The sequence below is a fragment of the Streptomyces sp. NPDC047081 genome (assembly GCF_040643775.1).
Classification (GTDB): Bacteria; Actinomycetota; Actinomycetes; order Streptomycetales; family Streptomycetaceae; genus Streptomyces.
This window is the reverse complement of record NZ_JBEYUY010000005.1, coordinates 121,507-145,449: the sequence shown is the minus strand read 5'-3', so window position 1 is coordinate 145,449 and position 23,943 is coordinate 121,507. Positions and strand designations below refer to the sequence as shown.

The following is a 23,943-nucleotide window of genomic DNA, read 5'->3' as shown; positions in this document are numbered from 1 at the left end:
CCGACCCTCCCGCCGCCCGCAAGACAATCGTAAAAAGATCAACAAAAGGTACATAACCATGCTTTACCCGGCAGTCACAAGGCGTTCGTGATCACGCAACACCCTTCCTTCACAGTGGCTGCATGAGTCGAGAAATGTCTGATGTGACGCGTGCGAAGAACGGACGTCCCGTGCACCACTGGCGGCGGGACGTCGTCGAACTCGCCGCCCTGTTCACGGCCGTGGCCGTGGCGGACGGCGTGGCGAACCTGGTCGGGCAGGGCCCGGACGGGCCGGCGCTGCTGGTGATCTCGGCGGTCGTGCTGGCCGCCACGGCGGGGTTCCACATCTGGTGGTCACGCCGCCACGGTCATGCGCCGCCGGTGAGCGATACCGGTGCCCGGTCGCTGCCGCAGGGGCAGCAGGCCGGGCCGTCCGAGCCGTCGACGGCGGCGGCGACGCCGGAGACCGTGCCCGTGGAGAGCACGTTGTGGCGGATGCGGACGACGGTGAAGGACGAACCGGGGTCGCTGGCGACGCTGTGCACGGCGCTCGCCGTGGAGCGGGTCGACATCCTCAGCCTGCAGACGCATCCGCTGGCCGAGGGGACGGTGGACGAGTTCCTGCTGCGGGCCCCGGGTGGGCTGGCGGCGTCCGAGCTCACGCGGGTGGTCTCGTCGGCCGGGGGTGCGGACACCTGGATGGAGCGGGCCGACGCCCACGATCTGGTGGACGCGCCGACGCGGGTGCTGGGCCTGGCGGCCCGCACCGCGCTGGACGCGGCGGAACTGCCGCTGGCGCTGCGGCAGTTGCTGGGCCGGTGCACCATCCGCCAGCTGCCGGCCGTGCCGATCGGCGGCGGGCGGGCCCGGGAGGGCGTGCCGGTGGAGGGAGTTCTCGAGGACACCGTGATGCGCCTGCGGGCGCCGGAAGGTGGAGTGATCAGCGTGGAGCGGCCGTATCTGCCGTTCACCCCGACCGAGTTCGCGCGGGCGCGGGCGCTGGTGGAGCTGGACACGCGGCTCGGGCCGCGGGTGCCGCGCAGCCAGGACGTGCTGACGTTGCCCGAGGGGAACGAGATCACCGTGCGGCGGGCCGATCCGCGGGACCTGGAGGCCGCGCGGGAGATGCACGAGCGGTGCTCGTCGCGGACGTTGGGGATGCGGTACCACGGGCCTGTCGGGGACGCGGACCGGTATCTGAACCATCTGTTGAACCCGCGGTTCGGCCGCACACTCGCCGTACAGACCGCGTCCGGTCGGCTGGTCGGGCTCGGTCATCTGCTGTGGGACGGGGACGAGACCGAGGTTGCCCTGCTCGTCGAGGACAAGTGGCAGGGGCGGGGGATCGGGAGTGAGTTGTTGCGGCGACTGGTGGCTATGGCGACCGAGACGGGGTGCGGGAGTGTGTATGCCGTGACTCAGGCGTCCAACACGGGGATGGTGGCTGCGATGCGGGGGTTGGGGTTGCCGCTCGACTATCAGGTCGAGGAGGGGACGCTGGTCATCACGGCCACGTTGGATGTGGAGGCGCGAGCTGTGAGCGCCGAAGCGCCGTAGGGGGCACGTAATCGTCGGCGGGTGCGGGTGAATTGTGGCTGGTCGCGCCCCGCGGCGGAGCCGCAATTCGATGCAGCCCCGCGCCCCTGACGGGGCGCTGCCCCAAGGCCTGATTGAGATCCGACCAGAGATCCTCTACCTCCTCCAGGCCTACCGACAGGCGCAGCAACCGGTCACTCACGCCCGCTCCCCGGCGGTCCGCCGGGTCCACTATCCGGTGGCTGATCGACGCCGGGTGCTGGATCAGGGTGTCCACGCTGCCCAGGCTCACCGCCGGGGTGATGAGGTCGACGTTGGCTATGACCTCGTGGGGGTCGCCCGCCACCTCGAAGGCGATCATCGCGCCGCCGATGCGTGGGTAGTGGACGCGGGTGACGCGCGGGTCGGCGGTGAGGCGGCGGGCGAGTTCGGCTGCGTTCGCGGAGGCGGCCCGCACCCGCACCGGCAGGGTCGACAGGCCGCGCAGCAGCAGGTAGCCGGCGAGCGGATGCAGGACGGCGCCCGTGGCGAAGCGGATCTGGCGGAGGTGGGCCGCGAGCTCCTCGTCGCAGGCCACCACTCCCGCCATCACGTCTCCGTGCCCGCCGAGGTACTTGGTGGCGCTGTGCAGGATCAGGCGGGCGCCCTGTTCGGCGGGGCGTTGCAGTACCGGTGTGGCGAAGGTGTTGTCCGCCAGCAGCGGGACCGAGCCGCAGGCGTGGGCCATGGCGCGCAGGTCGACCTCGGCGAGGGTCGGGTTGGCCGGGGACTCGACCATGACCAGGCCGGTGTCGGGGCGCAGGGCGTCCGTGACGCCGGCCGGGTCGGTCCAGGTGACCTCGGAGCCGAGCAGCCCGGCGGTGAGCAGGTGGTCGCTGCAGCCGTACAGGGGGCGGACGGCGACCACGTGGCGCAGGCCCATCGAGGCCCGTACCAGAAGTACCGCGGTGAGCGCGGCCATGCCGCTCGCGAAGGCGACCGCCGAGTCGGTGCCCTCCAGGCGGCCCAGGGCGGTCTCGAAGCGGGCGACCGTCGGATTGCCCAGGCGGCCGTAGACGGGCGGGCCCTCCGGCTCGGCCCCGGTCGCGGCGAAGGCGTCGATGCGGGCGGCTTCGCCGCGGCTGTCGTACGAGGGGTAGGTGGTCGACAGGTCGATGGGCGGCGCGTGCAGTCCCTGGCGGGCGAGGTCGTCGCGGCCTGCGTGCACGGCCTCCGTGGCCAGCGCTCTCGTGGAGTCCATACAGGGAAGGGTGAACAGGCGCCGGGGCTGAGGGGCAGAATGCCGTGCTACGTTCGGGACATGGGCGAATCCGTCGTACTGGATCCGGTGGATCTGCAGCTGCTGCGGCTGTTGCAGAACGACGCCCGGACCACCTATCGGGACCTCGCCGCGCAGGTCGGGGTCGCGCCGTCGACCTGTCTGGACCGGGTGACCCGGCTGCGCCGGGCGGGTGTGATCCTCGGGCATCAGCTGCGGCTGGATCCGGCCAAGCTCGGCCGGGGTCTGGAGGCGCTGCTGTCCGTGCAGGTCAGGCCGCACCGGCGGGAGCTGGTGGGGCCGTTCGTGGACCGGATCCGGGCGCTGCCGGAGTCCCGTACCGTCTTCCATCTCACGGGACCGGACGACTATCTGGTGCATGTGGCCGTCGCGGACATGGCCGATCTTCAGCGGCTCGTGCTGGACGAGTTCACGGCGCGGCGCGAAGTGGCCCGGGTGGAGACCCGGTTGATCTTCCAGCAGTGGGACTGCGGGCCCCTGCTGCCGCCTACGCCCTCGGCTCAACCGGGGTGACGTGCGGCGGATCCTCGTATGAGGATGGACCGCATGTCAGAGACCAAGAACCCGTTGCCCCGTGAGGTCGCCGACGCATACGTCGACGAGCTCATCGCCCTCGACCCGGTGACCGGTACCTACCTCGGTGTGAAGGAGAGTTCCAGCAGGCTGCCCGACCTGTCCCCCGCGGGCCAGGAGGCGCTGGCGGAGCTGGCGCGGGCGACCCTCGCGAAGCTCGACGAGGCCGAACGGCGGCCCGGGGCCGACAGTGACATCGAGCGCCGGTGCGGCCGGCTGCTGCGCGAGCGGCTCACCGCGGAACTCGCCGTGCACGAGGCGGACGAGGGCCTGCGCCGGGTCGGCAACATCGCCACGCCCGCGCACTCGGTGCGTGATGTGTTCACGGTGACGCCGAGTCAGACGGACGAGGACTGGGCGGCGATCGCCGAGCGGCTGCGCGCGGTGCCGGCCACGTACGCGGGCTACCGCGCGTCCCTCGCGCTCGGCCTGGAGCGGAAGCTCTACGCGGCGCCGCGGCCCACCGCCACCTTCGTGGAACAGCTGACCGAGTGGTCGGACACGGACGGCAAGGGCCGCGGCTGGTTCGAGGACTTCGTGTCGGCGGGTCCCGAGGCGCTGCGCGCCGAACTCGACGAGGCGGCCCGCGCGGCGACCGCGTCCGTGGTCGAGCTGCGGGACTGGATGCGGGACGTGTACGCGCCGGCCGTCGAGGGCGCCCCGAACACGGTGGGCCGCGAGCGGTACGCCCGCTGGGCGCGCTACTTCAACGGCACCGACCTCGACCTCGACGAGGCGTACGCGTACGGCTGGTCCGAGTACCACCGCCTCCTCGGCGAGATGCGGCAGGAGGCGGAGAAGATCCTGCCCGGCGCCGAGACGCCGTGGGTGGCGCTCGCCCACCTCGACGAGCACGGCACGCGCGTCGAGGGCGTCGACGAGGTCCGGGAGTGGCTGCAGGGCCTGATGGACCAGGCGATCGAGAAGCTGGACGGCACGCACTTCGAACTCGCTGAGCGGGTACGGAAGGTGGAGTCGTGCATCGCGCCGCCCGGCGGTGCGGCGGCCCCGTACTACACCGCGCCGTCGGAGGACTTCTCGCGTCCCGGCCGCACCTGGCTGCCCACGATGGGCCAGACCAGTTTCGTGGTCTACGACCTCGTCTCGACCTGGTACCACGAGGGCGTCCCCGGGCATCACCTGCAGCTCGCGCAGTGGGCGCACGTGGCCGACAGCCTCTCCCGCTACCAGGCCTCCATCGGCCTGGTCAGCGCCAACGTCGAAGGGTGGGCGCTGTACGCGGAGCGGCTGATGGACGAGCTCGGCTTCCTCACGGACGCGGAGCAGCGGCTCGGCTATCTCGACGCGCAGATGATGCGGGCCGCCCGGGTCATCGTCGACATCGGCATGCATCTGGAGCTGGAGATCCCGGCCGACTCGCCCTTCCACCCGGGCGAGCGCTGGACGCCCGAGCTGGCGCAGGAGTTCTTCGGGGCGCACAGCAGCCGGCCGGCGGACTTCGTGGAGAGCGAGCTGACCCGCTATCTGACCATCCCCGGGCAGGCGATCGGCTACAAGCTGGGCGAGCGGGCCTGGCTGCTGGGCCGGGCGAAGGCGCGCGAGGCGCACGGCGACGCGTTCGACCTCAAGGCCTGGCACATGGCCGCACTCTCGCAGGGCTCGCTGGGCCTGGACGACCTGGTGGACGAGCTGTCCCAGCTCTGACGGCCGCCCGGCGCCGATCACCGACCCCTCAGATCGGCGCCCCGGCCGTACTCAATGCCGGAATCCGCCTTCGGAGTTGACGACCTGGCCGGTGATCCAGTCCGCCTCGTCCGTGGCCAGCCACGCGATGAGGCGGGCCGGGTCGTCGGGCATGCCCCAGCGGCCGGCGGGGAAGCAGGCGGCGATCGCCTCGTAGGTGTCGCCGGTCGCGTAATCCGTGTCCACGGGGCCGGGGTTGACGGTGTTCACGGTGATCGCGTGCTCGGCGAGCGTGGTGGCCAGGGAGCGGGTGATCGAGGCGAGGGCGCCCTTCTGGAGGGCGTAGGCGAGCTCGCCCGGCATGCCGCCCGCGAGGTCCTGCCCGGAGGTCATCATCACGACGCGTCCGCCGGGGGTGCGCGGCGGAAGTTGGGCGCGGTGGCGGGCGAACGCCTGCACGAGCAGCAGCACCGAGCGCGTGTCGACCGCCCAGTGCGCGTCGAGCATCGCCGCGTCGATCGTGTCCAGGTCGCCGTCGCTGCCGCTGAGGGCGTGGTTCGCGATGAGGATGTCGAGGCGGCCGCCGAGCGCGGAGGCGGCGGTGGCGATGAGTTCGGCGGGCGCCGACGGTTCGGAGAGGTCGCCGGGTCCGGCGACGACCAGCGCCTCGGGATCCCCAAGTGCCGTGCGTACGGAAGCGGTTACGTCCTCGGGGCGGTCGGCGCCCCAGGGCATGGCGGCGTCGTGCGGTACGTGGTGGTGCAGGTAGACGCTCGCGCCGTACGCGGCCAGCCGGCGGGCGACGGCGTGTCCGATGCCGCCGCGTCTGCTGGCCCCGGTGACCAGGGCGGTACGGCCGCGCAGCGGCAGGGGGTCACGGCGCAGGTCTTCGGGGGCGGGGTGCGGAAGTCGGGGCATGGACGACCATGATGGGGAGGGTGCCGTCCGGGCGCACGTGATTATCCGCGCAGGGGGTGGTCAGGCGAGGCGCCGCAGCTGTACGAGGCCCAGCCAAGTCTCCGGTCCCGGCTGGACGTTGGCCGCGCGGACCGCGTAACTCCCGGGCTCCAGAACGACCCGCAGGCTGTCGGTCCGCTCCGTGTCGGTGCCGGGCCAGGCGCAGTCGAAGAGGACGACGTCGCCGGGCACCTGCCAGCGCATCGCCTCGCTCCAGTCGGCCGTGGCGAGGGCCTGCGGGACCTCGGCGAGGAGTTCGGCCTCGGAGTTCGCGGCACACCAGCGTACGAAGGTGCCGTGCTCCGGCAGATAGGCGGTCGAGGCGGGTTCGTCGCCGAGGACCAGTGCGGCCGAGTCGCCGACCGGGAGCAGGCCGACGCAGCCGTCGACCTCGCAGGCGCGGTCGTAGTCGGAGGCGTTCTCCTCGCCGTCGGCCCCCGCCCAGAACGGCAGCACGGTCTCCGGCACCGCTATGAGCGGCCCGCCTCCCGACTCGACCCAATCCAGAGCGCCGGGTTCCGCATATCGCACCATGGCGCAGAACCGTACACGCACATACGGCCCACAGTTTCGCCGTCCCCCAACCCTCCCCATGCGCTGGCCGCTCTCTCCCTCAGCAGCCGCAGTCCTCCGCGTCCACCGGCGCCGTCAGCGGGTCGGCGTCGCGGCGGGTGCGGCCCTCCCAGGTCTCGTACTCGAAGCCCTCGCGGGCCCAGTACTCGAAGCCGCCGAGCATCTCCTTGACCTGGTAGCCGAGTTCGGCGAGGGCGAGGGCTGCGCGGGTCGCGCCGTTGCAGCCGGGGCCCCAGCAGTACGTGACCACCGGCACGGACCTGTCGAGGAGTTGCCCGGCCTGCTCGGGGATGAGCGCGGTCGGCAGGTGGATCGCGCCGGGGATGTGGCCCTGGTCCCAGGACTCGGTGGAGCGGGAGTCCAGGACGACGAAGCCGGGGTCACCGCCGGCCGAGAGCGCGGCGGCCACGTCGGACACGTCGGCGTGGAAGACCAGGCTCGCCCGGAAGTAGGCGGCCGCCTCGGCCGGGGCCGCCGGGGCGACGCGCAGGACGGGGTTCACGGCGGTGGCGGTGCTGGTCATGTTCGGCCCTTTCGCCGGAGTTCGCTGTCTGTGCCGAGAAATCTACGGCCGGAGATCATCTCCCTGAAGGGGCATTCCACGGCCCTCACCTTGCTCTGCCGGGGATTCCCCTGCTATCCATCCGCCATGACCGTGTTTTCCCCGGACGCCACCGACTGGCGCATTCTCGACGTCCTCCAGCGCGAGGGACGGGCCAGCTTCGCCGAGCTGGCGCGGGCCGTGGCCATGTCGCCGAGCGCGGTCACCGAGCGGGTGCGGCGGCTGGAGGAGGCGGGCGTCATCCAGGGTTACGCCGCCGTCGTCGACCCCGAGCGGCTGGGGCTGCCGATCCTCGCGTTCGTGCGGCTGCGCTATCCGAACGGCAACTACAAGCCGTTCCACGACCTGGTCGCGGTGACGCCCGAGATCCTGGAGGCCCACCATGTGACGGGCGACGACTGCTTCGTCATCAAGGTCGCCGCCCGCTCGATGCGCCACCTGGAAGAGGTCTCGGGGAAGATCGGCGCGCTCGGCTCGGTCACCACGAGCGTCGTCTACTCCTCACCGCTGCCGCGCCGCCCGCTCGGTCACTGACCCCGCTGCCGCACCAGCGACCCCGAGCGGCCCTTCACGACCTCCAGCTGGGCGTGGATGCGCCGTCTCAGGTCGGCGACATGGCTCACGATGCCGACGCTGCGGTCGCGCTCGCGCAGGGAGTCGAGCACGTCCAGGACCTCGTCGAGGGTCTGGTCGTCGAGGCTGCCGAAGCCCTCGTCGATGAAGAGCGTGTCGAGCCGGACGCCGCCCGCCTCGTCGGTGACGACGTCCGCGAGGCCGAGGGCGAGCGCGAGAGAGGCGAAGAAGGTCTCGCCGCCGGACAGCGTCGCCGTGTCCCGCTCGCGCCCGGTCCACGCGTCGACGACGTGCAGCCCGAGACCGCTGCGGCCGCGGCCGGCCCGGTCGTCGGAGTGGACGAGCGTGTACCGGCCGGAGGACATGCGCTGCAGGCGTACGGTCGCGGCGGCGGCGACCTGTTCCAGGCGGGCGGCCAGGACGTACGACTCCAGGCGCATCTTGCGTTCGTTCTCGGCCGAGGTGCCCGCGGTGAGGGAGGCCAGCCGGGCCACGCCGTCGTACTCCTCGCGCAGCGGGGCGAGCCGTCGTACGCCTGCCGCCGAACGGGCGGAGAGACGGTCGAGTTCGGTGCAGCGGCGGGCCGCCGCGTCGCGGGCGGAGGCGGCGTCGCGCACCCGCTGGGCCGCGCGGGTGGCGCGCTGTTCGGCGCCGGCGACGTCGGCGGGCGGTCGCTGGGCGGCGGCCGCGGTGTCGGGTTCGGCGAGCACGGCTCGTACGGCGGACTCCTCGGACTGCCAGGCGTCCAGGCGCCGTTGGAGGTCCCGGTGGGCCGCGTCGTCGAGGAGGGCGTCGGCCGCGGCCTGCGGGGTGTCGAAGCCGGCCCGGAACGCGGCGTCGGCCAGCCGGGAGTCGGCGTCCTTGAGCCGCTGGGCGGTGTCCTCGGCGGCACGTGCGGCATCGGCGGCGTCGGTGAGCAGCGCGACCCGCCGCTCCAGCTGGGCGGCCCGCGCGGCGACGCTCTCGGCACTCCCCCGCGCCTCGGCCAACTCCCCCTCCAGGGCCGTACGTTCACGGTCCAGTGCTTCCCGGCGGGCGATCCGCGAGGCGCCACGCACGGCGGCCTCCTGCTGGGCGGCGACGCGCCGCTCGCGCTCCTCCTGGGCCTGCCGCAGACGTTCGCTCGCGGTGTGCAGGGCGGTGGCGCCGTTCCGGGCCTCCGCGTACCGCTGCTCCAACTCCTCGGCCTCGGCGGCGAGTTGCTCGGTGGGCGTGTCACCCGCCTCGCCTTCGGCGGCGGCCAGGGCTCGTTGTACGAGGCCGAGGTGCCGCTCGGCCTCGGCGCGGCGTTCGTCGGCCTGCTGGGAGGCGGCGAGGGCGCGCTCCTCGGTCTCGCGGTCGACGTGTCCGGCGTCCTTGCGGGCGGGTGCGGGGTGCTCGACGGCGCCGCAGACCGCGCACGGGTCGCCGTCCTTGAGCTGGGCGGCCAGCTCGGCGGCGATGCCGTTGAGGCGCTGCTCCTTGACGTCCAGCCACTCGGCGCGGGCCTTCAGGGCGGCTTCCGTGGCGGCGGTCACCTGTCGCTGGGCGGCGTCGGTGTCGCGGGCGAACTGGTCCCGCTGGCGGGCGGCGGCGAGGCGTTTGTGGGCGGGGTCGCGCTGGACGGCGAGCTGTTCGGCGCGGGTGACCGCGGCCTGGGCTGTCTCGACGGTGCGTTGAAGGCTTGTACGGGTCTCGTCCCACCCGGCGAGCCAGGCCTCGGCCTCTTGCCGGACGTCCTCGTCGACGCGCTCCTGGTGGTCGAGGTCGGCTCGCTCGTCGGCCAGTTCGGTCAGGCGCTGCTCGGCTCTGCGGGCGGATTCCAGGCCGCCGAGCTCTTCGGCGGTGCGGCGGGCGGCAGCGGCAAGGTGGTCTGCGGGGAGGGCCGAGATGGGTTGTGTGTCGTCCGCGGCGCCGTTGTGGCTGGTCGCGCAGTTCCCCGCGCCCCTTTGGGGCGCTTCAGCGAAGGTCTCTTTGAGAAGTGCACGTGCGTGTGCCTCCGTCTGAGCCGCCTCGCGATGCTCGGCCTCCGCCGATTCCCGCAGGTCCAGTGCCGGCGCCACCATCTCTGCCTTGCGCGCCCGCTCCATCCGGGCCAACGCCTCTTGGTAGCGGTCGGCTCGTTCCTCCAGAAGGCGTGCCCTGTCCTGGGCCTCGGTGAATCTGCGTTGCAATCGGGCCAGTTCGCGTACGTCGTCCAAGTCGCGGTCCGCGGCGGCCTGGGCGGATTCCGCGGATGTGAGGCGGATGTGGGCGATCGTCAGTTGTTCGCGCGCCGTGCTGCGGGCCGTCGCGGCTGCGCCCAGGATGGCCTCCGCCAATCCCGGCTCCCCCGGCGCCAGTTCGGGCAGTTCCATCGCGCCGGCCGCCGCCTGCTGCATGCGGTGCGCGTCGGCCAGGAGTTCGGCGTCGCCCTCGCGGACCTGTGCCTCGGCGGCCCGGCGGCGTTCCGAGAGCCGCTTCTCCACCTCGGCGAAGCGGTGGGTGTCGAAGAGGCGGCCGAGCAGCTTGCCGCGGGCCTCGGCGTCCGCGCGCAGGAAACGTGCGAAGTCGCCCTGGGGCAGCAGCACGACCTGGCAGAACTGCTCGCGGCTCATGCCGAGCAGCTGGGTGATCTCCTCGCCGATCTCCTGGTGGGAGCGGCTGAGGTCCTTCCAGGAGGCCGTCGTGGCGTCGTACTCGCGGAGACAGCTCTGGGCCTTTTCGAGGGTCGTGCCCTCGCCACGCTTCTTCGGGCGCTCCCAGGGCGGCTGCCGGGTGATCTCCAACCGGCGTCCCGCGACGGTCAGTTCGAGGGTCACCTCGGTGCGGGTTCCGGCCGCCGCGTGGTCGCTGCGCAGGGTGAGGCCCTGGCCGCTCTGGCGGGCGCCCGGGACGGTGCCGTACAGGGCGTAGCAGACGGCGTCGAGGATCGATGTCTTGCCGGCTCCGGTCGGCCCGTGCAGGAGGAACAGTCCGGCGGCCGACAGTTCGTCGAAGTCGACCGTCTGGGCGCCGCCGAAGGGTCCGAACGCCGTGACGTCCAGCCGGTGCAGCCTCACCGCGCCACCTCCCGGACCGCCTCGTCCGCGCGCACCGCGTCGAACGCGTCCCGCAGCACGCCCTGTTCCCGCTCGTCGGGCCCGGCGCCGCGCACATGGGCGACGAAGTCCTCGGCGATCTCCTGGTCGCTGCGGCCCGCGAGCCGGCGGGCGTACGACACCTCGGGGTCGTCCGGTGTCCGCTCGGGGTCGAAGACGAGGCTGAGGGTGTGCGGGAAGCGCTCGGTGAGCCGGGCCATGGGGTCGGCGGGGCGGACCGCGTCGGTGAGGGTGGCCTCGACCCACGCGTCCTCGTGCCGGGCGAGGTCGGGGTCGGCGAGCAGGTCGTCCAGGGTGCCCCGGAGGCGGGCCAGCGCGCGCGGCACCGGGCAGTCGACGCGCTCGGCGGTGACGGCGCCGTCGGCGTCGAGGTCGACGAGCCACATGGTCTTGCGGTGGTCGGCCTCCGAGAAGGAGTACGGCAGCGGGGAACCGGAGTAGCGCACGCGCTCGGTGATGGTCTGGCAGCCGTGCAGGTGGCCGAGGGCCGTGTAGTCGACGCCGTCGAAGACTCCGGCGGGCACGGCGGCCACGCCGCCGACCGTGATGTCCCGTTCGCTGTCGCTGGCCTCGCCGCCGGTGACGAAGGCGTGGGCCAGGACGACGGAGCGGGTGCCGGGCGCGCGGGTGGCGAGGTCGGCGCGGACGCGCTCCATGGCGGCGGCGAGGACGGCCTCGTGGCCCGCCTTCTCGACGCCGAACTCGTCCTTCACCAGGGCGGGTTCGAGATACGGCAGTCCGTAGAAGGCCACGTCCCCGTGTGCGTCGGCCAGCACGACGGGTGTTCCGCACGCGGCCGGCTCGGTCCGCAAATGGATGCCCGCGCGTCCGATCAGACCGGCGCCGACGCCCAGTCGGCGGGCCGAGTCGTGGTTGCCGGAGATCATCACCGTCGGCACGCCGAGGCCGGCGAGCCGGTGCAGGGCGTCGTCGTACAGCTCGACGGCGGCGAGGGGCGGGACCGCGCGGTCGTACACGTCTCCCGACACGACCACCGCGTCGACGCCGCGCTCGCGCACGGTCGCGACGAGGTGACCGATGAACTCGGCCTGGGCGGCGAGCATGTTCACCCGGTGGAACGCCCGGCCGAGATGCCAGTCGGAAGTGTGCAGCAGTCTCATGATCCCCGAGACTAACGGCCGGGGCTGACATCACGGACGGTTACTCCCGTATCGCCCCGTCATGAACCACCCCGTACCGGTCCGTTACGCCCGTTTCATGCGGAACGTCACACGTCTCCGTACGCCTCCCCGCCCAGTTCGAACCCCGCCGTCCCCGCCGTCGCGTCGGCGAGCCACGCGCGGAAGGCGTCCACGTCGGCGTCCGGGAGGCCGATCTCGATGGTGACCGCCTCGCCGTAGCGGACGTCGCGGACCTCGCGGCCGGTGGAGCGCAGGTCGTTCTGGACCTTGCCGGCACGCTGGTGGTCGACCGTCACCGTGGCGAGGCGGAAGCGGCGGCGCGTGATGGTGTCGAGGGCGTCCAGGGCCTCGCCGACCGCGCCGCCGTACGCCCTGATGAGGCCGCCCGCGCCGAGCTTGACGCCGCCGTAGTAGCGGGTGACGACGGCGACGACGTACCGCATCTCGCGGCGCAGCAGCATCTGCAGCATGGGGACGCCGGCGGTGCCGCCGGGTTCGCCGTCGTCGCTGGCCTTCTGGACGGAGGCGTCGGCGCCGATGACGTACGCCCAGCAGTTGTGGGTCGCGTCGGCGTGCTCCTTGCGGACGGCGGCGACGAAGTCCTGGGCCTCCTGCTCGGTGGCCGCCGGGGCGACGGCACAGAGGAAGCGTGAGCGGTTGACCTCGGTCTCGTGCACGCCGGCGCGGGCGACGGTGCGGTACTCGTCCTGCATCCGGCCACCCTATGCGCAGGCGTGGCGGGCGGCCGTACGTATGACCGGGACCGCTACCAGCAGGGTGTCGCGGCGCTTGCCGCCGGTCCGGTCTCGCCCGTCGCGACGCTCGTGCCGGTCGCCCCACCGGTCACCCGCGAGGTGCTGCGGCGCGGCGGCCACGCGTGCACGTGGGCTGCGTCAGCCCTTCTCCTTGCCGTCGCCCTTCTTGCCCCTGGGCACCAGGACGCTCGTGAGGAGCGCGGTGCCGGGGGCGAGGGCCTGCCAGCCGGTGCCGTGCCAGGCCAGGACCGCGATCGCCGAGGTCGGGAACTTCAGCCGTACCTGGTCCAGCGCGTCGTCGAGTCCGTCCCCGGCCAGCTCCAGGACGAGCTCCTCCAGGCCCGGGTTGTGCCCGATCAACAGCAGCGTCTCGACCTCGGGCGACACCTCGTGCACGGCACGCAGCAGATCGCCGGCCTCGGCGCCGTACAGCCGCCGGTCCCGTCGTACGGGCGGCGGGGTGCCCCACTGGGCGGAGGCCAGTTCCCAGGTCTGACGGGCGCGTACGGCGGTGGAGCACAGGGCGAGGTCCGGCAGGCAGTCGGCCTCGGCGAGGGCCCGGCCCGCGGCGGGCGCGTCCCGGCGGCCGCGCGGCGCGAGCGGACGCTCGTGGTCCTCGACGCCGTCCGGCCAGGCCGACTTGGCGTGCCGCAGCACGACCAGGCGGCGCAGCGGACCGGCTCCGGCGCGCGCGATCACGACGCTGACCCGAGGTCGCGGGTGAGGTCGAGGCCGAGCAGCCGGTCGGCGAAGGCGTACGTCTCGAAGCGGGCGCCGTCCGGGAGTTCGGCCGCGCTCTCCACCCAGGTCAGGACCTGGAGTACGGCGGGGGTGTCCAGATCGTCCTCCCAGGCGGTACGGAGACGCACCCGCGCCTCTTCGGGAATCGGCCGCGAGGGCTGCCGCGCCCATCCGGCGACGGCTCTCCGCCAGCGTACGAGGGTGTCGTGGGCCTCGGCGAGAGCGGCGGCGCCGAGCGGTACCGGGACGCTGCGGTGATGGGAGAGCAGTGCGAGACGCAGGACGCCGGGGTCGGCGACTTCGGGGATGGCCGGGGCCGAATCGTCCCCGTCGGCGTGTACGGGGGCGACCGTGACCAGGACGCCTGCCGGGACCGGCCCTCCCTCTGCCGCGACATGGATGATCTGGGTCTCGCCCAGGCCGGAGCCGACGTCGCGGCTGTCCTCCAGGGGGCGGATGCCGAGGGCGGTGGCTCCGGAGCGCAGGGGCGCCGGTGGTGGGTCGCCGCTGAGCACGCCCCACACCGGGGTGCCGCCGAGTTCCAGGGTACGTACGAGCAGGTCGGCGACGAGCAGCACGCGCAGGGCGCCGGTGTCGGCCCCCGCGGCATGGACCTCGACCCGGGTCAGGCCGCGTCGGGCCGGAGCGGCCTCGACGGCCTCGCCCGTCCGGGCGTCGATGATGCGCAGCACGGGCTGAGCGTAGGCGGGCGGACGGCCGGGCGCAGGCTTCCGACGCGGATTCCGGACAAGGTGGCGGCGTTCAACCAGGCCGAACCGGGCTCGACCGGGCGCGGCCCGCCCGTGCCGGGGAATTCCGGGGGTGCCGCCGTCGGTTGTCGGTCGGGACGGTTCCGGTACGAGGCTCAGGGAGGCCCCGGGTGTACGGCGACGACGAGACGGTCCGCAGGATTCTCACCGAACTCGGCGACACCTGGGCCGTGGTGGGCCTGTCGTCGAACCGGCGGCGCGCCGCGTACGGCGTCGCCGACGTGCTGCAGCGCTACGGCAAGCGCGTCGTACCCGTCCACCCCAAGGCGGAGACCGTGCACGGCGAGCAGGGGTACGCCACCCTCGCCGACATCCCGTTCGGCGTCGACGTCGTCGACGTGTTCGTGAACAGCGACCTCGCCGGGCCGGTCGTGGACGAGGCGATCGCGAAGGGCGCGAAGGCCGTCTGGTTCCAGCTCGACGTGATCGACGAGGCGGCGTACGACCGCGCCCGCGCGGCGGGTCTCCTCATGGTGATGGACCGCTGCCCCGCGATCGAGATACCGCGCCTCGGATAGCCATACAGGCCCCGCCAACAGCCCTTTTAGGCCTGTCCAGGAACCCCCCGGGCGTTGGTCAAAAGTTCACCATGGGTCTTCTGCTCGACCTCTGTTGTTTCCTAATCTGCGACGTCGCACGAGCTGAAAACAACCATTCACTTTGTGAGAGGTCGCTGAAAATATGGTGAGCGTCGAGCAGACCTCCGTGGAGGACGCCAGGGGTCCGAGTGGCCTGAGGCGTGACGTCGGACTGATCGGTCTGATGTGGGCCTCGGTCGGTTCCATCATCGGTTCGGGATGGCTCTACGGTGCCGAGAAGGCCGTCACGGTGGCCGGTCCCGCGGCGATCATCTCGTGGCTGATCGGCGCGGTGGCCATCGTGCTGCTGGCCCTCGTGCACGCCGAACTCGGCGGCATGTTCCCGGTCGCCGGCGGCACGGCACGCTATCCGCACTACGCCTTCGGCGGCCTGGCCGGTCTCTCCTTCGGCTGGTTCTCCTGGCTGCAGGCGGCGACCGTGGCCCCGATCGAGGTCGAGGCGATGATCGGCTACGCCGGTCACTGGCACTGGGCCCAGGGCTTCCAGCACAGCGACGGGACCCTGACGCCGTCCGGCATCGTCACCGCCGTCTTCCTGATGGCCGTGTTCGTCGCCGTCAACTTCCTCGGCGTGCGCGTCCTGGCGCACACGAACAGCGCCGCCACCTGGTGGAAGATCGCCGTCCCGCTGGGCGCGATCTTCTTCATCGCCATCGGCAACTTCCACCCGGCGAACTTCACCTCCGAGGGCTTCGCGCCGTTCGGCGCGAAGGGCGTGCTCGGGGCGATCAGCGGCAGCGGCATCATCTTCGCCCTGCTGGGCTTCGAGCAGGCCATCCAGCTGGCGGGCGAGAGCCGCAACCCGAAGCGGGACCTGCCGCGGGCGACGCTCGGCTCGGTCGCGATCGGCGCCGTCATCTACGTCCTGCTGCAGGTCGTGTTCATCGCCGCGCTGCCGCACAGCACGTTCGCACACGGCTGGGCCCACCTCGACTACAAGGGCATCAGCGGCCCCTGGGCGGGCCTCGCGACCCTGGTCGGACTGGGCTGGCTCGCCGTCGTCCTCTACGCGGACGCCATCATCTCCCCCGGCGGCACCGGCCTGATCTACACCACCGCCACCTCCCGCGTCTCCTACGGTCTGGCCAAGAACGGCTACGCACCGAAGATCTTCGCCGGCACCGACTCCCGCGGCGTGCCGTGGTTCGGCCTGATCATCTCGTTCGTCACCGGTGTGATCTGCTTCCTGCCCTTCCCCAGCTGGCAGGAGCTGGTCGGCTTCATCACCTCGGCGAGCGTGCTCATGTACGCGGGCGCACCACTGGCGTACGGCGTCTTCGCCGACAAGCTGCCGAACCACGAGCGCCCCTACCGGCTTCCGGCCGGCCAGGTGCTCTCCCCGCTGTCCTTCATCGTGGCGAACCTGATCATCTACTGGGCCGGCTGGGACACCCTGTGGCGGCTCGGCTTCGCGATCCTCATCGGCTACGCCCTGCTCGGCGGCTACGCCTGGTGGGCCAACGCCACCAACCAGCCCGACGCACCCCGGATGGACTTCAAGGCCGCCCAGTGGCTGCCGGTGTATCTGCTGGGCATGGGCGTGATCTCCGCCGAGGGCGGCTTCGGCGGCTCGGGCAACATCGGCCTGTGGTGGGACATCCTGGTCGTCGCCGCCTTCTCCCTGGCCATCTACTACTGGGCCCGGGCGACCTCCTCGAAGCCCGAGGACATCGAGCGCAGCATCGAGGAGGTCGTGGTCACCGACGCCCCGGCGCACTGACCACACCCTCCCCGCACCTCCTCACGTGGCCCGTCCGCCCGGCTCCCCTGCCGCGGCTGACGGGCCCCGGTCATAATGCTCGGGTGACCTCCTCCCCCCACCCCGACTCCCCTTCTCCGCAGCGCTTTCCGGTGGTGATCGTGGGCGCCGGGCCCGCCGGGCTGACCGTCGGGAACATCCTGCGGGCCGCGTCGGTCGACTGTCTGGTGCTGGAGACCGAGACGCGCGCGTTCATCGAACAGCGGCCCCGGGCCGGGGTGTTGGAGGAGTGGGCGGTCAGGGGGCTGGAGCGGCGGGGGCTCGCGGAGAACCTGATGGAGCGGGCCCAGACGCACACCGAGTGCGAGTTCCGGTTCGGCGGGCGCAGCCACCGGCTCGGCTACCAAGAGCTGACGGGGCATCACCACTTCGTGTATCCGCAGCCGTTGCTGGTGACGGACCTGGTGCGCGAGTACGCGGACGTGCGCGGCGGGGCGATCCGGTTCGGGGTGCGGGACGTCCAGCTGCACGGGCTCGACTCGGACCGTCCCGCAGTGTCGTACGTCGATGCCGAAACCGGTCAACGGGAGCTGGTGCACTGCGAGTTCGTGGCCGGCTGCGACGGGGCACGCGGAGTGACCCGGACCGTGCTGCCGCAGCATGCGCGGATCGCCCGGCACGACTACGGCGTCGGCTGGCTGGCGCTGCTCGCCGAGGCGCCGCCGTCCAGCGACTGCGTGGTGTTCGGCATCCATCCCAACGGCTTCGCCGGGCACATGGCCCGCAGCCCCGAGGTCACGCGCTACTACCTGGAGTGCCCGCCCGGCGACGACCCGGAGAACTGGTCGCACGAGCGTGTCTGGGCGGAACTGCAGGAGCGACTGGGCTCCGCCGACCGCCCGCCGCTCACCGAGGGCCGATTGATCGAGAAGCGCGTCCTCGACATGCACAACTACGTGGTGGAACCCATGGTGTTCGGCCGCCTTTTCCTGGCGGGCGACGCCGCCCATCTCACCGCCCCGATCGCCGCGAAGGGCATGAACCTCGCCCTGCACGACGCCTTCCTGCTCGGCGACGGCCTGGTCGGCTTCCTCACCAAGGGCGAACAGGAAGGCCTGACCGGCTACTCGGACGCCTGTCTCGGCCGGGTCTGGGACTACCAGGAGTTCTCCCAGTGGCTGTCGGAGGTCTACCACGGCACCTCGTCGGGCGACGCCTACCGGGCGGGCACCACGCTGGCCCGGCTGCGCCGTCTCTTCGAATCCCCGGCCGCGGCGGCCGCGTTCGCCGAGCAGTACCTCGGCGAGAGCTCGGCCGGCTGAGAGCTCAGGCCACGCCCAGCCCCTCGATCACCACCGCGCCCGGCAGCTGCGCGAACGCCTTGCCCGGCACCAGCAGTTTGCCGCGCCGACGCCCGCTGCCGACCAGGACGTACGGCAGGTCCACGACGCGTGAGTCCACCAACACCGGCCAGCCGTCCGGGAGTCCGATCGGCGTGATGCCGCCGTACTCCATGCCGGTCTCCCCCGTCGCCGTGTCCATGGACGCGAACGAGGCCTTGCGGGCGCCGAGTTGGCGGCGGACCACGTTGTTCACGTCGACCCGGGTCGTGGAGAGCGCCACGCACGCGGCCAGGGTGGTCTCGCCGCCCCGCTTCCCGGCCACCACGACACAGTTCGCCGACTGCTCCAGCAGCTCCTGGCCGTAGTGCTGGACGAAGACCGCGGTGTCGGCCCACTCCGGGTCGGTGTCGACGTACACGATCTGGTCGGCGGGGACAGTGCCGTGCCAGCCGCGTACGGCGGCGGCGACCGGGGCGGTCAGTTCGTCGAGGGCGTCCGGGGCGGGGAGGGCGGTGTCGAAGTGTCCGATGGGTGCGCGCATGCTCCGCACGCTAACAGGACGGTTCAGCGCACGGGCGGGACGGACACCGCGAGCACGAACTCCATCGGTACGTCGCCGTGATTGCCGTAACTGTGCGGGGCGTTGGCCTCGAAGGTGACGCTGGCGCCGGCCGGGACGCGGTACTCCGCGCCCTCCACCGTGAGGGTCAGCTCCCCCGCGATGACGTGCGCGATCTCCACCGTGCCGACGGGGTGCGGGTCGGAGGCGCTGCTGTCGCCCGGCATCAGCCGCCAGTCCCACATCTCCAGCGGGCCCGGCGCCTCGGTGCCGGCCAGGAGCCTGCTGTAGCTGCCCGCGTCGGTGTGCCACAGCCGTACCACCTGGTCGGCGGGGACGATCCGCACCTTCGGCCCCTGTTCGTAGTCGAGCAGGGTGGTGACGCTGACCCCGAGCGCGTCGCCGATCTTCACGACCGTGCCGATGCTCGGGTTGGTGCGGGCCTGCTCGATCTGGATGAGCATGCCCCGGCTGACGCCGGCGCGGGCGGCGAGCGCGTCCAGGGTGAAGCCGCGCTCATTGCGCCAGCGCTTGACGTTGCGCGCCAGGGACTGGGTCAGCAGGTCGAGATCCGACACGTTCCGTCCAACGTTTCCGTCCAACATTATGGATGACAGAGTTCAATGCAGTGAACTACGGTGTTGTGCACCCGATCGTTCACCGAACTGTACTGCGAGGCGACCTGTGACGGCATTCTTCGCCCTGGCCACGAGCTTGCTCTGGGGCCTCGCCGACTTCGGCGGCGGGCTGCTGACCCGGCGCACCCCGGCGCTGACGGTCGTGGTCGTCTCGCAGGCGATCGCCACGGCCGTGCTCGGGGCGGTCGTGGTCGCCACCGGGGGCTGGAGCGAGGCCGGTCCGCGGCTGTGGTTCGCGGTCGCCGCGGGCCTGGCCGGGCCCGTCGCGATGATCTGCTTCTACAAGGCGCTCGCCCTCGGCCCGATGGGCGTGGTCTCCCCGCTCGCCACGCTGAGCGTGGCCGTGCCCGTCGGCGTCGGCCTGTTCCTCGGCGAGCGGCCGGGGCTGACGCAGGCCGCGGGCATCGCGGTCGCCGTCACCGGCGTGGTGCTCGCCGGTGGACCGCACCTGCGCGGGGCGCCCGTGCAGCGGCGGACGATCCTCCTCACGCTGGTTGCGGCGCTCGGCTTCGGCACGGTGTTCGCGCTGATCGCGGAGGCGTCGACGACCGTGACCGGCCTCTTCCTCGCACTGTTCGTGCAGCGGCTGACGAACGTAACCGCGGGCGGCGCGGCCCTCTACGTCTCGGTACGGCGGGGCAACCCGGCACTGCCGACTGCCGGCTTCCCGTGGGCCTCCCTCCCGGCCCTCGGCTTCGTCGGCCTCGCGGACGTGGCGGCGAACGGCACGTACTCGGTCGCGGCCCAGCACGGCCCGGTGACAGTGGCCGCGGTGCTGGCGTCGCTGTACCCGGTGGTGACCGCGCTGGCCGCACGCGGCTTCCTCAGTGAAAGGCTGCGGGCGGTGCAGGCGGCGGGTGCGGGTCTGGCCCTGGTGGGGACGCTGCTGCTGGCGACGGGCTAGGGCCACCGAAGGGTCGGTGGGCGGGCCTTCAGGCCTCGGCGTCCAGCTCCGCCAGCCGGGACGCCGTCTCCTCGTCCAACTCCGAGAGGGCACGCAGCTGTTCGGGCGTGATGTCGTCGGGCAGGGGAACCGGTGCGGGGGTGCGCAGCGGCGGCTGCCAGCCCTCGGCGGGAGTCCAGCGCCGTACGACCCGGGCGGGCGCGCCCGCCACCACGGCGTGGTCCGGGACCACGCCTCGTACCACCGCGCCGGCGGCCACCACGACGTTCCGCCCGATCCGGGCGCCCGGCAGGATCACCGCGCCGGTGCCGATCCAGCAGCCCGGGCCGATCTCCACGGGTTCCATGCGGGGCCACTGCTTGCCGATGGGTTCGTGGGGATCGTCGTACGAGTGGTTCGTGGACGTGACGTACACGTACGGGCCGAAGTAGCAGTCGCTGCCGATGGTGACCGTCGTGTCGGCGATGACATGGCTGCCGCGGCCCAGGACCACGCCGTCGCCGATGCGGAGGATCGGGTCGGGGCCGAGGTCGAGGTCGGGCATGAGGCCGGCGGTGAGGGTGACCTGTTCGCCGACGATGCAGTGGGAGCCGACGTGGATCCAGGGCTCGCCGAAGACCGTGCCGAGCGGGAAGGCGAGGCGGGTGTGCGGGCCCAGGGCGCCGAAGCGGAAGCGGCCGGGGTGCTCCGCGGTGACCGAGCCGGTGCGCTGCACCCAGGCCCAGCCCGCGTGGACCGCGCGCTGCGCTAGGCGGCGCGGCCAGGACGAGAACGTGTTCTTGCGCTTCGGCACCCGCTCACCGTACTCAGCGTGAGGTGCGCCCATGGGGTCGTGGGGCTGTGATCTTCGCCCCACGGGGGGGGCGCGCGGGGTGGCCCGGCCGGAGCACACGGGGTCGTGCGGCGGTTCACCCGCAGCGGATGAGGCGACGGTGCGGGGGGCCGTGCTGCGGTGGCGGGATGACCTGGTACGACACCGTGAACCCCCTCGGCCTGGCGGAACGTGTGGCGCGTCGTGTGCTGGGCGGCGCGGCCTCCACCGCCGACCAGGTGATCCGGGCGCTGACGGCGGCCGTGGTGGACCGCCTCGAACTGGACGACCTGGCCGCGCGTATCGACGTGAACCGGATCGCCGACCGGGTGGACGTGGACCGGATCGCCGACCGGGTGGACGTGGACCGGGTGGCGGCACGGGTGGATGTGGACCGGGTGGCGGGGCGGATCGATGTCGACGCCGTCGCGGGCCGTGTCGACGTGGATCGGATCGTGGACCGCGTCGACCTGGACCGGATCGTGGCGCGTATCGACGTCGACCGGATCGCCGCGCGGCTGGACGTGGACGCCGTGATCGACCGGGTCGACCTCGTCGTGCTCACCAGGGCCGTTCTGGAGGAGATCGACCTGGGGCGGATCGTGCGGGAGACCAGTGGCGGGATGGCCGAGGAGACAGTGGACGCCCTGCGGTCGCGCAGCATGCGGGCCGACCGGATGGTGAACCGCGTCGCCGACCGACTGCTGCACAGACCGGGGGTGCCGGCGGGGCCCGGGGAGGAGACCGGGCCGACGGCGCGGATGGACGGAAACGGTCGGATCGACGGACACGGAACGCCGACGCGGGCCGGCGACCACCGCATGGCGGCACATGCCGACGGCCACGGCACGCCGACGCGGACCGACGGCCAAGGACCCACACCGTGATACCGGCCGACCGAACCGCGGAACCCGACCGCGACCCCGAACTCGACTCGCCCCCTCGGCCCGACGGGGAGCTCGACGCCGCCGCTGGGCCCGACCACGCATCCGGGTCCGCTCCTGGATTCGACGGCACCCACGAAACCGGTTCCAGCCCTCCACCCCGCCACGACCCCGAGTCCGACTCCGGCCCTCGGCCCGACCACGCATCCGGGTCCGCCCCTGGACCCGACCGCACCCCCGAAACCGGCCCCAGCCCTCAACCCCACCGCGGTCCCGAGCCGGGCCCCGGGCCTCGGTCCGAGGGCGTCGGTGTCTCCGCGCCTGCCCCCAGGCTCACAACGGCGCCACAAGTCGCCCCGCGAGCGGCGAGTGATGTTGCCGGGGTCGTGTCTCGGTGTCTTGCCGGGCTTGTGGATGCCGTCGTGGTGGCCCTTGCCGGGCTTGGCGCTCAGCTCGCGTTCGGTGGGTTGCGGCTGCTCGTCACCGGGCCGCCGTTCCGGATGCCCGAGCTGTCGGCGTGGCTGACCGGCGTGCTCGGCTGGGCCCTCGCCGTGCTGTATCTGGCCGTGAGCTGGGCCTCCACCGGCGGCACCGTCGGCGACTGGCTGCTCGGCCTGCGCGTCACCGCCCGCGCCGGGCGACTGCTCGGCGTGCCCCGGGCGCTGCTGCGCGCCGTGCTGTGCGTCGCCTTCCCGCTGGGCCTGTGCTGGATCCCGGTCAGCCGACGGCACGCGTCGCTCCAGGATGTCCTCGTGGCCAGTTCCGTCCGTTATCACCGGTTCTGATGCAATCGCGCGATCGTCGGTGGCCGGCAGGCCAAAGAACCCCGCGGCGTTCAGCCGATCCGCCCCTTCCCCCGCGGCAGCAGCGCCGCCGTGCCCAAGCCGCCGAGCCCGATGACGCCCAGCACGATCATCGCGGCCGCGTACGCCCCGAACGCCGGGTCGGCGACCAGGATCGTGCCGGCGACCGCCGTACCGACGGACGAGCCGAGGTTGGACACGCTCCGCGACAGGCCCGAGATCTCGCCCTGGCGGTCCTCCCCGAAGCTGGACTGCACGACGTTCACCGACGGGGTCAGCATCACGCCCATCCCGAGGCCGATCAGCAGCAGCCCGGGCACGAAGGCCCAGGCGCTCGCCGTGCCGTGCGCCATCGGAATCAGGATCGCGATGCCGGACACCGACACCGCGAACCCGGCCATCACCAGGGTCCGCTGCTCCCGCCGCTTCGCGAAGCGCTCCGCGCCCAGCGAGGAGGCGAGCAGTCCGAGGGTGGCCGCGGTGAAGACGACTCCGGTGCGTATGGCGTCGTAGTCCCGCACCACCTGGAGATAGGCGGCGACCACGAACGAGACGCCCATCAGCAGCAGCCACTGGAGGTGCTGGGTGACCAGGCCGAGGTTGGAGGTGCGGTTGTGGAACAGGCTCGTCGACAGGAGGGGCTCGCGGCCGGTGCGCTCCTTGATCCGCGTCCAGCGGAAGAACCAGGCCAGCACCAGCGCCCCGGCCAGCAGCAGGACCGCCGCCAGCCAGCCGTTGTCGTCGGTGGCCAGGATGCCCATGACCAGGAAGATCAGTCCGAAGGCGGACAGGACCGCCCCGCCGGTGTCGAAGTCCCGCCCGGGATCCGGCGGCAGCGGGTCCTCGACCCGCCGGCTCAGCACGATGATCAGCGCGACCACCAGCGCCTGGAACACGAACGCCGCCCGCCAGCTCAGCGCCGAGGTGATCAGCCCGCCGATCAGGGGCCCCGCGGCGGCGCCGAAGCCGCCGAACGCCATCACGGCGCCGAAGGCACGGGCGCGGGAGGTGACGTCGGTGAAGAGCAGCGTGGTGAGGACGTACACGGGCGGGATGAGCAGCGCCGTACCGACGCCCTGCAGGATCGAGTAGCCGAGGATGAGCACGCCGAGGCCGGGGGCGGCCGCGCAGAGCAGGGCGCCCGCGCCGTACACGAGGAGGCCGCAGATCAGGCAGCGCTTGCGGCCGTAGCGGTCGGTGAGCTTGCCGCCGGGGATCATCAGGGCCGCCATGACGAGCAGGAACGAGGTGATCGCGATCTGCACCCCCTGGACGGTGGTGTCCAGGTCCTCGCCGATGTCGCTGATCATCACGTTCATGTTGGAGCCGGCGAAACTGCAGATGAACTGGGCCAGGGCGAGCGGGGCCAGGATCCTGCGCGCGGCGCCGCGCGAGGGGCCGGAGCGGCCCGCTGACGTGGGTACGGGCGGTACGGCCATGGCGGCTCCCGGCATCGGCGGCTGCACGCACGGGAGCCCGGGCTCCCGGGCGCCCCATCACGCCCATCGTCCGGCCTCGATGATCATCCGTCTTCACCCCTGCGAGGTGACGCCACCGC

Annotated in this window: 23 protein-coding genes; 10 read left to right on the top strand and 13 right to left on the bottom strand. The window is 72.5% G+C overall.

The window, feature by feature from the left end; all coding sequences use genetic code 11:
- Nucleotides 1–134: 134 nt before the first annotated feature.
- Nucleotides 135–1,538 carry a GNAT family N-acetyltransferase gene (locus ABZ848_RS11415; RefSeq protein WP_360829016.1) on the top strand — a complete coding sequence of 468 codons (1,404 nt, stop codon included), beginning with the start codon at nucleotides 135–137 and terminating at the stop codon, nucleotides 1,536–1,538.
- Here the strand turns inward: ABZ848_RS11415 and ABZ848_RS11410 are convergent.
- Nucleotides 1,486–2,757 (bottom strand): PLP-dependent transferase, encoded by a 1,272-nt coding sequence (locus ABZ848_RS11410; protein ID WP_360829013.1) that lies wholly within the window; start codon nucleotides 2,755–2,757, stop codon nucleotides 1,486–1,488. The genes ABZ848_RS11415 and ABZ848_RS11410 overlap by 53 nt on opposite strands.
- Nucleotides 2,758–2,817: 60 nt before the next feature.
- Between ABZ848_RS11410 and ABZ848_RS11405 the strand changes: the two genes are divergently transcribed.
- Nucleotides 2,818–3,309: an Lrp/AsnC family transcriptional regulator gene (locus tag ABZ848_RS11405; protein ID WP_360829010.1), complete on the top strand. Its 492-nt coding sequence runs from the start codon at nucleotides 2,818–2,820 to the stop codon at nucleotides 3,307–3,309.
- A gap of 33 nt (nucleotides 3,310–3,342) precedes the next feature.
- A complete protein-coding gene (locus ABZ848_RS11400) occupies nucleotides 3,343–5,034 on the top strand; it encodes a DUF885 domain-containing protein (RefSeq protein ID WP_360829007.1) in 1,692 nt (563 codons plus the stop codon).
- Nucleotides 5,035–5,085: 51 nt separating this feature from the next.
- Here the strand turns inward: ABZ848_RS11400 and ABZ848_RS11395 are convergent, their stop codons facing one another.
- The 3 genes from ABZ848_RS11395 to ABZ848_RS11385 form a co-directional block, all read right to left on the bottom strand.
- On the bottom strand, nucleotides 5,086–5,931 hold the full coding sequence (locus ABZ848_RS11395) for an SDR family oxidoreductase (protein ID WP_360829004.1): 846 nt from the start codon (nucleotides 5,929–5,931) through the stop codon (nucleotides 5,086–5,088).
- Nucleotides 5,932–5,991: 60 nt separating this feature from the next.
- Nucleotides 5,992–6,504, bottom strand: a complete 513-nt coding sequence (locus ABZ848_RS11390; protein WP_360829001.1) for an immunity 21 family protein — start codon at nucleotides 6,502–6,504, stop codon at nucleotides 5,992–5,994.
- A gap of 79 nt (nucleotides 6,505–6,583) precedes the next feature.
- Nucleotides 6,584–7,066, bottom strand: a complete 483-nt coding sequence (locus tag ABZ848_RS11385; protein ID WP_360828998.1) for a rhodanese-like domain-containing protein — start codon at nucleotides 7,064–7,066, stop codon at nucleotides 6,584–6,586.
- A 126-nt stretch (nucleotides 7,067–7,192) separates the two neighbouring features.
- Here ABZ848_RS11385 and ABZ848_RS11380 point away from each other — a divergent pair, with 126 nt between their 5' ends.
- Nucleotides 7,193–7,639: an Lrp/AsnC family transcriptional regulator gene (locus tag ABZ848_RS11380; RefSeq protein WP_242777255.1), complete on the top strand. Its 447-nt coding sequence runs from the start codon at nucleotides 7,193–7,195 to the stop codon at nucleotides 7,637–7,639.
- On the opposite strand, the gene ABZ848_RS11375 is transcribed toward ABZ848_RS11380, so the two are convergent.
- From ABZ848_RS11375 to ABZ848_RS11355, 5 genes are all read right to left on the bottom strand, one after another.
- Nucleotides 7,633–10,698, bottom strand: coding sequence for an SMC family ATPase (locus ABZ848_RS11375; RefSeq protein WP_360828995.1), 3,066 nt, complete (start codon nucleotides 10,696–10,698; stop codon nucleotides 7,633–7,635). The genes ABZ848_RS11380 and ABZ848_RS11375 overlap by 7 nt on opposite strands.
- On the bottom strand, nucleotides 10,695–11,858 hold the full coding sequence (locus ABZ848_RS11370) for an exonuclease SbcCD subunit D (RefSeq protein WP_360828992.1): 1,164 nt from the start codon (nucleotides 11,856–11,858) through the stop codon (nucleotides 10,695–10,697). Before ABZ848_RS11370 ends, ABZ848_RS11375 begins: the two co-directional genes overlap by 4 nt.
- Before the next feature lie 107 nt (nucleotides 11,859–11,965).
- On the bottom strand, nucleotides 11,966–12,592 hold the full coding sequence (locus ABZ848_RS11365) for a YigZ family protein (RefSeq protein ID WP_360828989.1): 627 nt from the start codon (nucleotides 12,590–12,592) through the stop codon (nucleotides 11,966–11,968).
- A 180-nt stretch (nucleotides 12,593–12,772) separates the two neighbouring features.
- Nucleotides 12,773–13,333 carry a histidine phosphatase family protein gene (locus tag ABZ848_RS11360; protein ID WP_360828986.1) on the bottom strand — a complete coding sequence of 187 codons (561 nt, stop codon included), beginning with the start codon at nucleotides 13,331–13,333 and terminating at the stop codon, nucleotides 12,773–12,775.
- Nucleotides 13,330–14,067 carry a hypothetical protein gene (locus tag ABZ848_RS11355; RefSeq protein WP_360828983.1) on the bottom strand — a complete coding sequence of 246 codons (738 nt, stop codon included), beginning with the start codon at nucleotides 14,065–14,067 and terminating at the stop codon, nucleotides 13,330–13,332. Before ABZ848_RS11355 ends, ABZ848_RS11360 begins: the two co-directional genes overlap by 4 nt.
- A gap of 188 nt (nucleotides 14,068–14,255) precedes the next feature.
- On the opposite strand from ABZ848_RS11355, the gene ABZ848_RS11350 reads away from it, so the two are divergent.
- The 3 genes from ABZ848_RS11350 to ABZ848_RS11340 all read left to right on the top strand — a co-directional run bounded on the left by ABZ848_RS11350 (nucleotide 14,256) and on the right by ABZ848_RS11340 (nucleotide 17,765).
- A complete protein-coding gene (locus ABZ848_RS11350; protein ID WP_360828980.1) occupies nucleotides 14,256–14,663 on the top strand; it encodes a CoA-binding protein in 408 nt (135 codons plus the stop codon).
- Nucleotides 14,664–14,826: 163 nt separating this feature from the next.
- Nucleotides 14,827–16,464 (top strand): APC family permease, encoded by a 1,638-nt coding sequence (locus ABZ848_RS11345; protein ID WP_360828977.1) that lies wholly within the window; start codon nucleotides 14,827–14,829, stop codon nucleotides 16,462–16,464.
- 83 nt (nucleotides 16,465–16,547) lie between these two features.
- Nucleotides 16,548–17,765: a 4-hydroxybenzoate 3-monooxygenase gene (locus ABZ848_RS11340; RefSeq protein ID WP_360828974.1), complete on the top strand. Its 1,218-nt coding sequence runs from the start codon at nucleotides 16,548–16,550 to the stop codon at nucleotides 17,763–17,765.
- 4 nt (nucleotides 17,766–17,769) lie between these two features.
- On the opposite strand, the gene ABZ848_RS11335 is transcribed toward ABZ848_RS11340, so the two are convergent.
- Together ABZ848_RS11335 and ABZ848_RS11330 are read right to left on the bottom strand one after the other, a co-directional pair.
- Nucleotides 17,770–18,327, bottom strand: a complete 558-nt coding sequence (locus tag ABZ848_RS11335; RefSeq protein WP_360828971.1) for a YbaK/EbsC family protein — start codon at nucleotides 18,325–18,327, stop codon at nucleotides 17,770–17,772.
- 23 nt (nucleotides 18,328–18,350) lie between these two features.
- Entirely contained in the window at nucleotides 18,351–18,923 is a 573-nt protein-coding gene (locus ABZ848_RS11330) for an XRE family transcriptional regulator (protein WP_360828968.1), read from the bottom strand.
- A 106-nt stretch (nucleotides 18,924–19,029) separates the two neighbouring features.
- Between ABZ848_RS11330 and ABZ848_RS11325 the strand changes: the two genes are divergently transcribed.
- Nucleotides 19,030–19,887: an EamA family transporter gene (locus tag ABZ848_RS11325; protein WP_360828965.1), complete on the top strand. Its 858-nt coding sequence runs from the start codon at nucleotides 19,030–19,032 to the stop codon at nucleotides 19,885–19,887.
- A 28-nt stretch (nucleotides 19,888–19,915) separates the two neighbouring features.
- Here the strand turns inward: ABZ848_RS11325 and ABZ848_RS11320 are convergent, their stop codons facing one another.
- On the bottom strand, nucleotides 19,916–20,680 hold the full coding sequence (locus ABZ848_RS11320; RefSeq protein WP_360828962.1) for an acyltransferase: 765 nt from the start codon (nucleotides 20,678–20,680) through the stop codon (nucleotides 19,916–19,918).
- Between the two features lie 167 nt (nucleotides 20,681–20,847).
- Between ABZ848_RS11320 and ABZ848_RS11315 the strand changes: the two genes are divergently transcribed.
- Nucleotides 20,848–21,585 (top strand): hypothetical protein, encoded by a 738-nt coding sequence (locus ABZ848_RS11315; protein ID WP_360828959.1) that lies wholly within the window; start codon nucleotides 20,848–20,850, stop codon nucleotides 21,583–21,585.
- 383 nt (nucleotides 21,586–21,968) lie between these two features.
- A complete protein-coding gene (locus tag ABZ848_RS11310) occupies nucleotides 21,969–22,367 on the top strand; it encodes an RDD family protein (RefSeq protein ID WP_360828956.1) in 399 nt (132 codons plus the stop codon).
- A gap of 50 nt (nucleotides 22,368–22,417) precedes the next feature.
- Here ABZ848_RS11310 and ABZ848_RS11305 read toward each other — a convergent pair whose 3' ends face one another.
- On the bottom strand, nucleotides 22,418–23,824 hold the full coding sequence (locus tag ABZ848_RS11305; protein WP_360828953.1) for an MFS transporter: 1,407 nt from the start codon (nucleotides 23,822–23,824) through the stop codon (nucleotides 22,418–22,420).
- Between the last annotated feature and the right edge of the window lie 119 nt (nucleotides 23,825–23,943).

Bases quoted from the DNA above. Each gene is read 5' to 3' on its own strand.
- ABZ848_RS11415 (WP_360829016.1), top strand. From the start codon at position 135: ATGTCTGATGTGACGCGTGCGAAGAACGGACGTCCCGTGCACCACTGG.
- ABZ848_RS11410 (WP_360829013.1), bottom strand. From the start codon at position 2,757: ATGGACTCCACGAGAGCGCTGGCCACGGAGGCCGTGCACGCAGGCCGC.
- ABZ848_RS11405 (WP_360829010.1), top strand. From the start codon at position 2,818: ATGGGCGAATCCGTCGTACTGGATCCGGTGGATCTGCAGCTGCTGCGG.
- ABZ848_RS11400 (WP_360829007.1), top strand. From the start codon at position 3,343: ATGTCAGAGACCAAGAACCCGTTGCCCCGTGAGGTCGCCGACGCATAC.
- ABZ848_RS11395 (WP_360829004.1), bottom strand. From the start codon at position 5,931: ATGCCCCGACTTCCGCACCCCGCCCCCGAAGACCTGCGCCGTGACCCC.
- ABZ848_RS11390 (WP_360829001.1), bottom strand. From the start codon at position 6,504: ATGGTGCGATATGCGGAACCCGGCGCTCTGGATTGGGTCGAGTCGGGA.
- ABZ848_RS11385 (WP_360828998.1), bottom strand. From the start codon at position 7,066: ATGACCAGCACCGCCACCGCCGTGAACCCCGTCCTGCGCGTCGCCCCG.
- ABZ848_RS11380 (WP_242777255.1), top strand. From the start codon at position 7,193: ATGACCGTGTTTTCCCCGGACGCCACCGACTGGCGCATTCTCGACGTC.
- ABZ848_RS11370 (WP_360828992.1), bottom strand. From the start codon at position 11,858: ATGAGACTGCTGCACACTTCCGACTGGCATCTCGGCCGGGCGTTCCAC.
- ABZ848_RS11365 (WP_360828989.1), bottom strand. From the start codon at position 12,592: ATGCAGGACGAGTACCGCACCGTCGCCCGCGCCGGCGTGCACGAGACC.
- ABZ848_RS11345 (WP_360828977.1), top strand. From the start codon at position 14,827: ATGGTGAGCGTCGAGCAGACCTCCGTGGAGGACGCCAGGGGTCCGAGT.
- ABZ848_RS11335 (WP_360828971.1), bottom strand. From the start codon at position 18,327: ATGCGCGCACCCATCGGACACTTCGACACCGCCCTCCCCGCCCCGGAC.
- ABZ848_RS11315 (WP_360828959.1), top strand. From the start codon at position 20,848: ATGACCTGGTACGACACCGTGAACCCCCTCGGCCTGGCGGAACGTGTG.
- ABZ848_RS11305 (WP_360828953.1), bottom strand. From the start codon at position 23,824: ATGGCCGTACCGCCCGTACCCACGTCAGCGGGCCGCTCCGGCCCCTCG.